Below are 12,917 nucleotides of genomic sequence, written 5' to 3' on the forward strand. Positions count from 1 at the left end.
TCCGTAGATACCATATGCCGTGAACTCAGTCCGGCCATGCGGCTGCGGGATCGGCTGACTCTTCGTTGTTGCGGTCGCCGAGGTTATTCCATACATACTTCTCTACATCCAATCCGTAGGTGTGGACGGAGCCATCGCAGAGAGCGGCCTGGACGACTCCCGGGTGAGCCGACCCTGCTGCCTTGTGGTAGGCGCCCCGTATACTATCCAAGTTGCTTGGATTCATGTTGGGCGGCAGGTCGCTATCTTGCCTTGGCCTCTCGCCGAAACTCCGCGCGTTGTCGGTGTCGAATCCGTGATACACGGTGTTGTCATCTCCGCCATGCGTACCAGTCTCGTAGAGGTAGACGGGCAAGTACTTCTCAACAACCATGGCAGTCTTTGAAGTGCCGTCCGTGATCTGACTAAATCTCACGCCCCACCGCGGCCCTACGACTCCGTTTTGAGGAAACGGCTTGACCTCAGCACCATTCGTGCCGCAATTGGGATATAGGGTGTAGCACTGCGGGCCCGGGCCAGGTGTGTGCGGAGTTGCGCCACCATTGGCTGCATAGTCGTTCTTTGCATACTCTCCAGTGGGAGTCCGAGACGCATTGAACATCAAGTTCTGTTCTGACACGGGGTACGCCTTCACGGCGCGACGGGACGGGCAGAGAACCGAAGCAATCGGTGTTGCGATCAGACGCATTAGGGCGTCTTTCTTGGGGGTAGTCTCGGCGCCAATGAAATTTCCCAAACCGGCTCCGATCTGCTGAGTTGAAGTTTCCTCAATGAAAGGAGTGATGGAGAAGATCCAACTCCCCGGCTGCTTCTGCCCTACGCCCCAGTCGGGATCGCCTGTCCACTGGAATCCCCATCCACCTGAAGGCATTTCTTTATGCGTCGACTCGTAGTTTAGGCATGCCAATGCCAGTTGCTTCAAGTTGTTCTTGCACTGATTCCGCCGCGCCGCTTCGCGTGCCGCCTGCACGGCGGGGAGCAATAGCGCCACGAGAATGCCGATGATCGCGATCACGACCAGCAGTTCGACGAGCGTGAAGCCGACGCGGGGCTTCTCACCGCGGAGGAGACCTGAACGCAAGGTGACGCAATTCATCTGACGAGCACTCCAGAAGAGTCTGACGCTCGACCCGCGCCTACGCGGGCCGACGCCTCTTGATTGTTCCAATCGTATCATTTTGGCTTCTAAAATCGCTGCAGAACGGCAGCCTGCTTTCCAGACAATCCGCCACGGCGTTACTCGCTTACTGAGGCGGGACGAGCCTTGCGGATCGCTTCGCGGTACTCGCTCGGCGGCATCCCTTCGTGCGTCAGGAACGCCAATCGGAGCCGCTCGCGACTTGGGAATCCAGCGAGGTAAGCCACCGCCTTGATCGGCGAGTCGGTATCCGCCAGAAGACGCTTCGCGCGGCTCAAGCGGCAGGCGTTGATTTCGTCGAGCACTGTGCGACCGAGCACCTCGGAGAACCGCCGATCGAGCGTCCGCCGCGTCACCGGCAACTTGCGGGCAACATCGTTCACTCCCAACGGCGGGTTGTGCTCGTGGTTCCAAATGATCTCCAACGCTTGCCGTACGATCTCGTCTTGGACCTGCTCTTCTTGAGGGGCCATGACTTCCTCCACAACCGGTTGGGTTTCTGTCGCCTGGCACTGGGTTTCCGTTGACTGGCGAAGGGCTTCGTCGAGCAGAGAGAAGGCGAACGGCATGACGCCGACGCCCGTTGCTTGCCCTCGCTGCACCAAATCGATCAAGCCGTCGTAGCCGCCCCGCAGCCGGGCGGACTGGTCGATTCCGAAGACGCAGTTAGTCGGGCTGACACGAGCCGCGCGCAGTCGACGGGTGACCGCATCGCCGTGCAGTGAGACCCAACGCTCCGTCCAACCACCGCCGGGCATGGGTCGGTAGCGATGCCAGACGCCGGGAAGCAGGAAGATCAAGACATCTCCCATCAGGCGGATCGGACCCGTCGCCTCGGACTCGAACTCGCCGTTGGCGCCCGTCAGTAGGAGCACCTGATGCTCCGGCAAAGTCCGTCCGGTCCGCCAGCTGTAGGCATAAAGCGTCGGATGGTTGCGTGGGGGATAGCAGTCGCCGGGCCGGACCTCGTCGCGGCCGACGCCGGTGACGCGGTTCTGGGTGACATCACCGTTGCGGTCGGGGAGGTAACGGAAGAACCGCGCGGCGCCCTGACCCGGTCCAGTGACGCGGGCGGGGCGAACGCGGTCCGATTCGCGTCCCGACCGCTTCGCAGTGGGTCGCACATCGAGACGCGTAATCTCGCTGCGATTGATGAGAACGCCCGAGCAGATCGTGGTCATGGCGTTGTCCAAGGGGGTGAAATCGACGGTGTAGAAAAGCGGTAGCGAAAAGCAGCAGCAAAGGCCCGGCGTTAGGCGCCCGGCAGGTCCTGCCGGACGAAGTCGGGCAGGTTGATCGTTCCCAGTCGCACAGGTGATCCGTTCTCACGCTGTTGGAGCGATTGCTCGCGCGACGTGCGGATGTGGTTCACCACCAGACGCTGGGCGGCGTCGGAGTCGCGTGCCGAGAGGGCCTCGACGATTGAGCGGTGGGCCGTATTGGCGTTACGGATACGTTCGACTGAGTGCTCGCCGCGGCGGGCGTTGAACATCGACGAGATGCTACGGGTATTCTCGATGAGGTCCGTTAGGCGACGGTTGCCGGCCGAGGCGATGATCAACATGTGGAAGGCCATGTCCGCTGCCAGGAATCTCCGCAGCGACTCGCCATCCAGTCGGAGGCTGTTCGCGGCGGTAGCGCAGGCGACTTCGGCCTCGATCGAATCGCAGAGCGACCCAAGCTCGCCGAGAGCCTCGGGGCTGATTCGCTCGGCCGCTTTCGACGCCGCCATGCCCTCCAGGGCCTCACGGATCTCGAAGAGCTCAACCAGCTCACTGCTGGAGACTTCGCGAACGATCGTGCCGTAACGAGGGACCTGCTCGACCAGCCCTTCATGGGACAGCCGTCGCAGGGCCTCGCCGATGGGGGTGCGGCTGAGGCCCAGGTCTTTCGCCAGGGCCGCCTCAGAGACCACCGAACCAGGCGGCAGCTGCCCGGTGGTGATCCGTTCGCGGAGGCGGCTGTAGGCCTCGCTCGATCGACTGACACGCTTGTGCATCGCTACAAGCCGCTAGAAGTAGGCCACCGGACACCACTCTTCAGAGGGGATTTCTCGGCGTTTTGGAAAAGTTAGGGGAAAAGCAGATGTAGGGCGGAACGCTCTACCACGTCACTGGAATTCCAGTAGCGTCTCACTGTAGTGTCAGTTTGTCGCAGGGGATCGTCAACAAACGCGGGGGGCGCCCGATTGCATTCTCAGTGCGATTCAACGCATCTCAGGTTTCGACGGCCGGCTGCCCTGCCGGCCGCGAACTTTGCCGCTTGCGTTGTCATGCGCAGCTGAAACTGTCGCGAAAGCTCTGCTCGGTGCGGTGTCTTAAAGAGGGGCTGCCTTACAAACGCACAGACAAAAGACTTGCGAATATGCTGAAGGAACATTTGACGAGCCGCGCACCCACAAACGGTCGCGTTTCGTGATGTCACTCATCCTCGGAGCGGGATTTGGTCCACCTTGTCGCAACATCCTTCCGCTCGACCCGCCTCCGCACCCTAATGGGCTGTGCCATTACGATGTTGCTTACGGGTGGCTCAGTTCGCTGCGAGGGGCGTGAGGCCGTGGTGTCGAGCGGGTTCCTATACGAGACAGCGCCGTACCCCTCGTGCCACGCCTCGACGATCGCCGAGGTCGATGGCGCCTTGGTGGCTTCGTGGTTCGGCGGCACGCACGAACGCCATCCCGATGTCGGCATCTGGGTCGCCCGCAACGAGGGGGAGGGCTGGTCAGAGCCGATTGAAGTGGCCAACGGCGTGTTCCAGGGTGAGCGTTACCCCAGTTGGAACCCCGTTCTGTTCCAGCCGTCGGCAGGCCCGTTATTGCTTTTCTACAAAGTAGGCCCGACACCACAGGATTGGTGGGGCATGCTCATCAAGTCCGAAGACGGCGGATTTACTTGGTCGGAACCGCAGCGTTTACCGGATGAGGTGCTAGGTCCAATCAAGAACAAACCGATCGAACTCGAGGGCGGCGTCCTTTTGTGCCCCTCGAGCAGCGAACATGACGGCTGGCGTGTCCACTTCGAACGCACCGCTGACCATGGCAAGACCTGGGAAGTAACACCGCCGGTCAACGACCCCGAAGATATCCGCGCTATCCAGCCGAGCCTGCTGCGTCACGGTGACGGCGTTTTGCAGGCGATCGGCCGCACCCGCGACAGCGGCGTCTTCCAGGTCTGGTCGTGCGACAATGGCCGCACCTGGGGTGAGATGTCGACCACGGGCTTGCCGAACCCGAGCTCGGGAACCGACGCGGTAACCCTCGCCGATGGGCGTCACTTGCTCGTCTACAACCACAACCCCAACTACAAGGGCCGCTCGCCGCTGAATGTCGCTGTTTCGGATGACGGGAAGTCCTGGCGGGCGGCGCTCGTGCTCGAGGACGACAAAGAGCACGACGCCGGCTACTCGTACCCTGCCGTCATCCAGTCGAGCGACGGGCTTGTCCACATCACGTACACTTGGCGTCGGGAGCGGATCAAACACGTGGTGCTCGACCCGAAGCAACTCGATGGCCCCCCAATTACCGGCGAGGAATGGCCCAACACAGAAGCAGGCGTCGAATGAAGCTCGATGATTTCGCCGCGGATGCGCCTTACGGCGTGGCTGCTGGGGGCCGCTTATTGGTTTACGTCACGATGGTCGCCTCGGTGCGAGCGTCTTCCTAACAACGCGTTGCTGCATAGGATTTCGGCATGGGCCAACGACTCACTGACGGACCACTGCGCGGCATTGTGCCCCCGCTCGTCACGCCGCTCACACCGGACGAGCAGCTCGACCGCGATGCGCTAGAACGTCTAGTCGAGAACGTGATCGCCGGCGGCGTTCACGGGTTGTTTGTCCTTGGAACGACCGGCGAGGGTCCGTCGCTCAGCTACAGCGTACGAGGCGCTATGGTTGAGGCGTCTTGCGAGATCGCTGCGGGCCGTGTGCCAGTCCTGGTGGGCGTAACCGATACCTCGCTAGCCGAGGCGATCGACATGTCACTCGTCGCCACCGAGGCGGGCGCCGACGCCGTGGTTTTCGCGCCGCCGTGCTACTTCCCGATCGACCAGGATGACCTAGCGAGCGCCGTCCGCCGCTTGGCGGCTGAGTCGCCGCTGCCGGTGATGCTCTATAACATGCCGGCCCTCACCAAGACGATCATCGAGCCCGAAACGGTCCGTCAGCTGACTGATGAACCAACCGTCATCGGACTGAAGGACAGCTCGGGCGACCTCGCCTACTTCCGCCAGATGCGCGAGGTGATGCGGCAGCGAAGCGATTGGAGCCTGATGGCGGGGCCCGAGCACCTGCTCGCCGAGACCGTCGCTATCGGCGGCGATGGCGGCGTCTGTGGCGGCGCAAACGTCTTCCCAAGGCTCTTCGTTCGCCTCTTCGAGGCGTGCGTCTCCGGCGACGCCGCTGCCTCGCAGGCCCTATGCAGCCGCGTCGATCGGCTTGGCGACCTCTACCGCCTGGGCTCGAATCCCGCGTTGTCGGTGATCCAAGGCATCAAGGCCGCGCTCGCTGAGCGCGGCGTCTGTGCGGCGACGCTTTGCAGCCCCTTTTCTCCCCTGTGCAACGGCGAGATCGACATGGTGCGGGCCATTCTTCGCGATGTCGAAGCCGCGGAAGACCTGACGAAAGTCGTCAGTCCCACTGCAGCGCCGGTGTGACGTTACGCTAAGCCTCGATGCAAGCGGATCGACGATTCCGTCGCAACAGGCCCCGGCAATTTGCGGGGGCTTTTACCCTCATCGAGCTGCTGGTGGTGATCGCACTCATTGGCACGCTGGTGGCGTTGCTGCTGCCCGCTGTTCAAGCCGCACGAGAAGCGGCGCGGCGGACCGAATGCGCTAATCACCTCAAACAGCTGGCGCTGGGTTCGTTGAACCATGTTTCGACGCACGGCCACTTTCCTACGGGAGGATGGGGTTTCCACTGGGTAGGCGCCGCGGACTCGGGCTACGGCGAGAAGCAGCCCGGCAGTTGGGCCTACAACCTACTGGCGTATACCGAGCACTATGCGCTGCGCGACCTCGGTCAGGGAGTGCTCGCAGCTCTCACGAGAGGTCAGCCCCGTACCGACCAGCAACGGGCCGAGATGCGAACACTCGTCACGACGCCGCTAGAGCTTTTTATGTGCCCGTCGAAAAGAGAAGTCATCGCCTACCCCTTTGTTGACGGATCGCTGGGGGTGGTTGCCTGGAACGCCGAAGACTGCAAGGCCAATGAGTGTTCGGTCGCCAGAGGCGACTACCGCGTCTGTGCCGGCAATAAGAACCGCGCGGACAACAACGGGCCGGCGCCGGGTGAAATTGCCTCCTTTCTCGCTAAGCCGAAACCGACGATCTACAACGGCGTCAGCTACCTGCGTAGTGAGGTCCGCGTCGGGCAAATAACCGATGGCACGTCGCGTACGGTGTTCGCTGGTGAGAAGGCGCTGCACCCGAAGGACTACGCTACCGGAACCGACGCTGCGAACGATCAATGCCTCTACTCCGGGCACGACAAGGACAATGCCGCGTACACGGGAGAAGGCTTTTGGCTCGGTTCGGCAGAAAGCAACCCTCAAATGACGTTCCCGCCAGTCAAAGATGGCGAGCCAAACAAAGTCATGCAACTGCGTTTCGGCTCGGCGCATCCCGCTGGAATTCTGATGGCGTTTTGTGACGGATCGGTGCGTTTGTATGGCTTCGACGTTGACCCGATCACTTTTGCACTGCTCGGCGGCCGCAACGATGGTGAAACGCGGCATTAACTCAAACTCTGTATTGCAAACGCGACACGTAAAGCTGAAATTGGGCTTTGAGTCTCTTTCGCCTCTTCTCTCTTTTCAAAGCTCATCATGTTGCAGAATAAGGCCTTCTGGTTCGCGGTCGTGGCGGCGATCGCCGCCGTTGTTTACGTACGCTCGGCGGCTAGTCCCACCGAAGAGCCGAAGAACGGGCCGTTGAAAATCACCTTCATCACTGCGGGAGCCGGCGAATACTGGGACGCGGCGGTCCGAGGCGCGGAAGACGCCGCCGAACAGCAGGGGATCACGCTCAGCGTCGTCAAGCTGAAGAGCCCCGAGAGCGTTGAAGAGCAGATGCAGGCGCTGTCGGTGGCCAGCATGTCGAACGCCAACGGCGTGGCGATCAGCCCGATCGACCCCGAGCGGGTGACGCCGCTCATCACCCAGATCGCCAGCATCAAGCCGGTGGTGACTTACGACTCCGACGCCTCGAAGTCCGCCCGTCACGGCTATATCGGCACGAGCAACTTCAGCGCGGGGCTGGTCGCGGGGACCCTCGTGAAAACGGCGATTCCCGAGGGGGGCAAGATCGCGGTCTTCATGGCCAACGAGACCAAAGAGAACCTGATCGAACGCCAGGGCGGCCTGCGGACGCGCATCGCCGAGTCTCCCGATCCGGCGGAGTCGCCGGTCGATCCGCGCTACACGATCGTCGGCTTCTATCCAGACGGCGGCGACGACGAAGTTTGCAAGGCGAAGCTCGCCGAGGTGCTCGAAGAACACCCGGACCTTGCCTGTGTGGTGACGCTCAATTCACGGCAAGGGCCCGTGGTGCTCGATGCTCTTCAAGAACTCAAAAATAGTGGCCAAGTTAAGATGATCGCCTTCGACACATCGGATAAAATACTGCAAGCGATCGAAGAAGGCCGTGTCTTCGCGGCTGTCGCTCAAGACGCGTACAAGTACGGCTACGAGGCGGTCAAGATGGTCAGCTACCTCTGCCGCGGTGAAGAAGAGTTTTTGCCGGTCGTTGGCCGGGGCGCCATCCATATCAGCGTAGAACCGATCCGCCAGGACGATGTCGAAACTTATCGCAAACGGATCGAATCCCGCCGTCCGGGTGCCAAAGGTTGAAATGCCGGAATCCCTCGGGCCGGGCCCTTACGCACGCTACGCATGCTTCTTGTTGGCTGTGGGCCTCGCGGTGCTCGGTGTAACGGTGAAGGCGGCGGACCCGCGGCTGGGCCGACTCGTGAACCTGCGGACCGACCGTTTCCCTTTCACGCCGCCAACGTCGGTTGAAGAGTGGAATCAGCGATCCGCAGAGGTGCGGCGTCAGGTGTTCGTCGCGGCCGGCTTGTGGCCGATGCCCGAACGTCCGGCGCCCAAGGCCGAAGTCTTGCGAAAAGTCGAGCGTGACGCTTACACGGTCGAGGCGGTGCGGCTCGAGAGCTATCCGGGGCACTACGTCACCGGCAGTCTTTATCGACCCGCGGATGCCACGGAATCACGCCGGCCCGCGGTGCTCTGCCCGCATGGGCACTGGCCCGAGGGTCGGTTCCATGCGTTCCAGGACGACGCCCTCATCGATCAGATCGAGTCGGGGGCCGAGCGCTACGAGGCCGGCGGCCGCACCCCCCTACAAGCGCGCTGCGTGACGCTCGCGCGGATGGGCTGCGTGGTCTTCCTCTACGACATGCTCGGATACGGCGACAGCCGGCAACTCTCGCAGCAAGCGATCCACGCCCCGAGTGAGGATTCCATTCTCACGGCCGACAACGCCTGGGGCTTCTACAGCACGCAGGCCGAGCTGCGGATGCAAAACCCGCTGGGTGTGCAGACCTACAACTCGCTGTGCGTGCTCGACTGGATCGAATCGCTGCCGGAGGTGGACCCGAAGCGGATCGGCGTCACCGGCGGCAGCAGCGGCGCCACGCAGACCCTCATGCTCTGCGCGGTGGATGATCGCCCCGCCGTAGCGTTCCCGGTGGTGATGGTCTCGACCGCGATGCAGGGGGGCTGCGGCTGCGAGAACGCCTGCTGCCTGCGGCTGGGAACCTCGAACGTCGAATTCGCGGCGCTGATGGCGCCGCGGCCGTTGGGAATGGCGTCGGCGGATGACTGGACGCGGAACACGGCCACCGATGGGTACCCCGAGCTGCAAGAGCTTTACGCACTGTTGGGTGTTCCTGATCGCGTCATGCACGCGTCGCTCATCCAGTTTCCGCACAACTACAACTATGCCAGCCGAGCGGCGATGTACCCGTGGCTCGACCGCTGGCTGGGACTTGAGGCAGGCGACCTCGCTGTAGAGACCGACTATGTCTCGGTCACTCCCGACGAGGTTCGCAGTGTCGCGCCGATCGAGGATGCCGCGATCGGCCGTGGCCACGAGGTCGCGCTGATGAAGGCGGTAGAAGCCAGCTCCGCCGATGCCCTCGCAAAGCTCACGCCGACGGACGCCGATTCTCTGAACAAGTACAAGAACATCATCGGCAAGGCGTTGCATGTGTTGCTCGACGGCGCTGAGAAATCGCTGAGGGACGCCCAGGCCAACGCGATCGATCAGCAGCGTGCGGACGGTCATGCGGTCATCACCCTCTTGATCACGGGCGCCGAAGCGGGCGTCGAACTGCCGGCGCTTGCGCGGCTACCGAGGAACGTCGAGACGATCGCCGTTGTCGTCAGCGACGCCGGCAAGACCGCGATCGGGCCCGTCGACACACTGCCCACAGCTCTCGCCGCGGCGCTGCTCGAGCAGGGGATCGGTGTGTTGGGCGTCGATCTGTTCGCCCAAGGCGAACTGGCGCCAGACGATGGCCCCCTCACCGAAATGCCGGTGGTCGCTAACCAACGCCCGGTCGCGTCGCTCACCTTCGGTTACAACCGCACGGCGGTCGCGCACCGGGCGAGTGACTTGCTCGCAACGATCGCGGCCGCGAAGGACATGCAGCCGTCGATCAAAAAGGTCGTTGTGATCGTCGAACCCGAAGCGGCGTCGTATGGCGCCGCTGCACTTGCGGTGGCCGGTGACGCGGTTGACGCGGCGGTGATCGATACGGGCGGCTTCCGATTCGACGAGGTCCGCTCATGGCGTGACCCCGACTTCTTGCCCGGCGCCGTGAAGTACGGCGACGTGCCGGGTCTGTTGGCCCAAGGCGCCCCGCGGCCGACGATCGTACTCAGTGAACCGGCGGACGACACGCCTTCGATCGCCACACAGGCCTACGCTGCTGCGGGCGCGGCCGAACGCTTGATCCGACTACGACCCGGGGCGACCCTAGAGTCCGCCGTCGAGAAACTTGCCGATACCCTGGCGCCCTAACTTGTTGAAACCACTTCTTAGAGATGCTCTCGATGCACCTGCCTGTGTCCCGCTGCGTTCTGACTCTTGGCGTCGTCATGCTCGCCGCGATCACGTACGCCGACGAGCCGCTGCGCGTCATCGGGCTGACGTGTGAGTTTGCTGTTGATCCGCTGGGAGTTGACGTGGCGGCGCCGCGGCTTTCGTGGCGGCTACAGTCCGACCGCCGGGGCGCCAAACAAACGGCTTACCAGATCACCGCCACCGATCACAACGGAGCCAAGCTCTGGGACAGTGGCAAGCTTGACGGCCCGTCGTCGCAGCTCATTCCCTACACTGGCGAGCCCCTTCGCTCATCACAAGGCATCTCGTGGCGGGTGCGAGCTTGGGACGAGAACGGTGCAGCAAGTGAATGGAGCAAGCCCGCGTCGTTCACGATGGGCGTCCTAGAGCCCGAGGACTGGTCGGCGAAGTGGATCGTCGCGCCATGGCAGACCGAGTCGGTGCTAGTGCGGAAGGGTTTCGAGGTGAAGCCGGGCCTCCAGCGCGCGATCGCTCACGTCTGTGGGCTGGGGCATTTCGAGATGAGCCTCAACGGCCAGAAGTCGGGCAACGGGCTCTTGGCGCCGGGTTGGACGAAGTACAACAAGACCTGCCTCTACGAGACGCATGACGTAACGCCGCTACTTACAGAGGGCGCCAACGCCATCGGCCTTGTCCTCGGGGATGGCATGTATCACACCGAACGTCGCCATCGCTTCAGCAAGTTCCAAGGCACCTTCGGCCCACAGCGCGCGATCCTACAGATCGAGCTGGAGTACGCCGACGGCTCGACCGAGCGCGTGGTCACCGACGACTCGTGGCGTGTCGACGCGGGACCGATCACCTACAACGACGTCTACGGCGGCGAGGACTACGACGCCCGGCGGTTGCCGCAGGGCTGGGATACCGGCGGCTTCAACGATTCGGATTGGCCGCACGCGGTTGAACTGGTTCGCCCCAGCGGCGAGCTGCGAGGCTTGACCTTCTCGGCGCCGGAGATCGGGGCGATCGAAAAGATGCCCGCCAAGCAGATCAGCCGCTCGAGTGACTCGTGTAGTGTGTTCGACTTTGGACAAAACGCGTCGTTCATGCCGCGCGTTACCGTTAGTGGTCCAGCCGGCAGCAGCGTGCGGCTCACCCACGCCGAGGTGCTTGACGAGAATGGCCAAATTGACCGGGGCACGTGCGGCGGCAACCGTGGCCCTGCGTACTGGCAGTACACCAAGGCGTCCGACGGGGAAGAGACATGGTTCCCCAAGTTCTTCTACGCCGGCTGCCGCTACCTGCAGGTCGACCAGACGCCGGCAGCGGAGGGAGAAGCGTTGCCAGAAATCGTCAGTGTCGAGGGCGTCGTCGTCCACACCACCGCGCCACCCGCGGGGGCGTTTCGTTGTTCGAACGAGTTGCTCAACCGCATCCGTACGCTGGTGCGTTGGGCGCAGCGGTCCAACCTCGTGTCGGTGCTGACCGACTGCCCGCACCGGGAGAAGCTCGGCTGGCTTGAGCAGTACCACCTCAACGGCCCGGGCGTGCGGTACGAGTTCGACGCGCATCGCCTGTTCATCAAGGGGATGCGTGATATGGCCGACTCGCAGACCGAGGACGGTTTGGTGCCGAACATTGCGCCGGAGTACGTCAAGTTCGACGGTACGTTCCGCGCCGCCGCCGAATGGGGCGCCGCCGTGGTGCTCGTCCCGTGGCAGCACTACCAGGCGACCGGCGACAAGCAACTCTTCGAAACTTACTACGCGACGATGCAACGCTACGTCGAATACCTCGATTCGAAGGCGACGGACTCGATCGTCGAAGAGGGCCTCGGCGATTGGTACGACATCCTGCCCGGCAAACGCCCCGGATTCCCCCACCTCACGCCGCCCGCGATCACGGCAACCGCATTCTATTACGAAGTCGTCCAGACGATGTCGCAGATTGCCAAGCTAATCGGCAAGGATGACGACGCCGTGAGGTACGACGAGCTCGCCGAAACGATCAGAGAAGCTTGGCGTAAGAAGTACCGCAACAACGACGGCACGTACGCCACCGACTCGCAGTGTTCAAACGCCATCGCGCTGGTGATGGGCCTTGCCGAAGAGCGTGACCGTGACGCCACGCTCCAGGCTCTGGTGAAGGATGTCCGCGACCGCGGCGACGCGATGACGGCGGGCGATGTCGGGTTCCGTTACCTGCTGCAAGCCATGGCGCAGGGCGGCCATTCGGACGTTATCTACGACATGATCAACCAGACGCAGCGCCCCGGATACGGCTACCAGCTCGCCCACGGCGCAACGAGCCTCACGGAAGCGTGGGACGCCAATCACAATTCGTCGCACAACCACTTCATGCTCGGCCACATCACCGAGTGGTTCTACAAGGACCTCGTGGGGATCGAGTGCGACCCCGAGGGCCCGGGCTATGAGAAGATCGTTATCCGGCCGACTCCGGTGAGCGACCTGAAGTGGGCCGAGGCGTCACACAACTCCGTCCGCGGCCCGATTGATGTCCGCTGGGAGAAGGACGGCGACGCGTTCAAACTAGCCGTCACGATCCCAGCGAACACCACGGCTACGGTCTATGTACCGGCAAGCGATGACCAAACCGTCACTGAATCGGGCAAGCCGATTACGCAAGCGGTAGGCGCAACAGCGCTCGGCCGCGAGGAGGGGAGGGCGGTGTTCCGAATTGAATCGGGGAAGTACGCGTTCTACGTCGAGTGAACCCGC

General features: G+C 62.9%; 9 protein-coding genes. 6 read left to right on the forward strand and 3 right to left on the reverse strand.

All coding sequences use genetic code 11. The features are described from left to right. Positions 1-25: 25 nt before the first annotated feature. The 3 genes from Spa11_RS12865 to Spa11_RS12875 all read right to left on the reverse strand — a co-directional run bounded on the left by Spa11_RS12865 (position 26) and on the right by Spa11_RS12875 (position 3,137). Positions 26-1,096: a DUF1559 domain-containing protein gene (locus tag Spa11_RS12865; RefSeq protein WP_197529964.1), complete on the reverse strand. Its 1,071-nt coding sequence runs from the start codon at positions 1,094-1,096 to the stop codon at positions 26-28. Between the two features lie 140 nt (positions 1,097-1,236). After that, a complete protein-coding gene (locus Spa11_RS12870) occupies positions 1,237-2,319 on the reverse strand; it encodes an AraC family transcriptional regulator (RefSeq protein ID WP_145112850.1) in 1,083 nt (360 codons plus the stop codon). 71 nt (positions 2,320-2,390) lie between these two features. Further along, entirely contained in the window at positions 2,391-3,137 is a 747-nt protein-coding gene (locus Spa11_RS12875) for a GntR family transcriptional regulator (RefSeq protein WP_145112852.1), read from the reverse strand. 512 nt (positions 3,138-3,649) lie between these two features. On the opposite strand from Spa11_RS12875, the gene Spa11_RS12880 reads away from it, so the two are divergent. From Spa11_RS12880 to Spa11_RS12905, 6 genes are all read left to right on the forward strand, one after another. Continuing rightward, positions 3,650-4,699: a sialidase family protein gene (locus Spa11_RS12880; RefSeq protein WP_197529367.1), complete on the forward strand. Its 1,050-nt coding sequence runs from the start codon at positions 3,650-3,652 to the stop codon at positions 4,697-4,699. Positions 4,700-4,827: 128 nt separating this feature from the next. Next, positions 4,828-5,790 carry a dihydrodipicolinate synthase family protein gene (locus Spa11_RS12885; RefSeq protein ID WP_145112856.1) on the forward strand — a complete coding sequence of 321 codons (963 nt, stop codon included), beginning with the start codon at positions 4,828-4,830 and terminating at the stop codon, positions 5,788-5,790. 17 nt (positions 5,791-5,807) lie between these two features. After that, positions 5,808-6,875 carry a DUF1559 family PulG-like putative transporter gene (locus Spa11_RS12890; RefSeq protein ID WP_145117004.1) on the forward strand — a complete coding sequence of 356 codons (1,068 nt, stop codon included), beginning with the start codon at positions 5,808-5,810 and terminating at the stop codon, positions 6,873-6,875. An 87-nt stretch (positions 6,876-6,962) separates the two neighbouring features. Then, positions 6,963-7,985: a substrate-binding domain-containing protein gene (locus Spa11_RS12895; protein ID WP_145112858.1), complete on the forward strand. Its 1,023-nt coding sequence runs from the start codon at positions 6,963-6,965 to the stop codon at positions 7,983-7,985. Position 7,986: 1 nt separating this feature from the next. Then, positions 7,987-10,176 carry an alpha/beta hydrolase family protein gene (locus tag Spa11_RS12900; RefSeq protein ID WP_197529368.1) on the forward strand — a complete coding sequence of 730 codons (2,190 nt, stop codon included), beginning with the start codon at positions 7,987-7,989 and terminating at the stop codon, positions 10,174-10,176. Between the two features lie 44 nt (positions 10,177-10,220). Further along, the gene (locus tag Spa11_RS12905; protein ID WP_197529369.1) at positions 10,221-12,911 is read left to right on the forward strand and encodes a family 78 glycoside hydrolase catalytic domain; all 2,691 of its coding nucleotides are present in this window, start codon (positions 10,221-10,223) and stop codon (positions 12,909-12,911) included. Positions 12,912-12,917 lie beyond the last annotated feature (6 nt).

It is taken from the genome of Botrimarina mediterranea (assembly GCF_007753265.1).
Lineage (GTDB): Bacteria > Planctomycetota > Planctomycetia > Pirellulales > Lacipirellulaceae > Botrimarina > Botrimarina mediterranea.

Coding starts and splice junctions, on each gene's coding strand:
- Spa11_RS12870 (WP_145112850.1), bottom strand. CDS start 2,319: ATGACCACGATCTGCTCGGGCGTTCTCATCAATCGCAGCGAGATTACG.
- Spa11_RS12880 (WP_197529367.1), top strand. CDS start 3,650: ATGTTGCTTACGGGTGGCTCAGTTCGCTGCGAGGGGCGTGAGGCCGTG.
- Spa11_RS12890 (WP_145117004.1), top strand. CDS start 5,808: ATGCAAGCGGATCGACGATTCCGTCGCAACAGGCCCCGGCAATTTGCG.
- Spa11_RS12885 (WP_145112856.1), top strand. CDS start 4,828: ATGGGCCAACGACTCACTGACGGACCACTGCGCGGCATTGTGCCCCCG.
- Spa11_RS12900 (WP_197529368.1), top strand. CDS start 7,987: ATGCCGGAATCCCTCGGGCCGGGCCCTTACGCACGCTACGCATGCTTC.
- Spa11_RS12895 (WP_145112858.1), top strand. CDS start 6,963: ATGTTGCAGAATAAGGCCTTCTGGTTCGCGGTCGTGGCGGCGATCGCC.
- Spa11_RS12865 (WP_197529964.1), bottom strand. CDS start 1,096: ATGAATTGCGTCACCTTGCGTTCAGGTCTCCTCCGCGGTGAGAAGCCC.
- Spa11_RS12875 (WP_145112852.1), bottom strand. CDS start 3,137: ATGCACAAGCGTGTCAGTCGATCGAGCGAGGCCTACAGCCGCCTCCGC.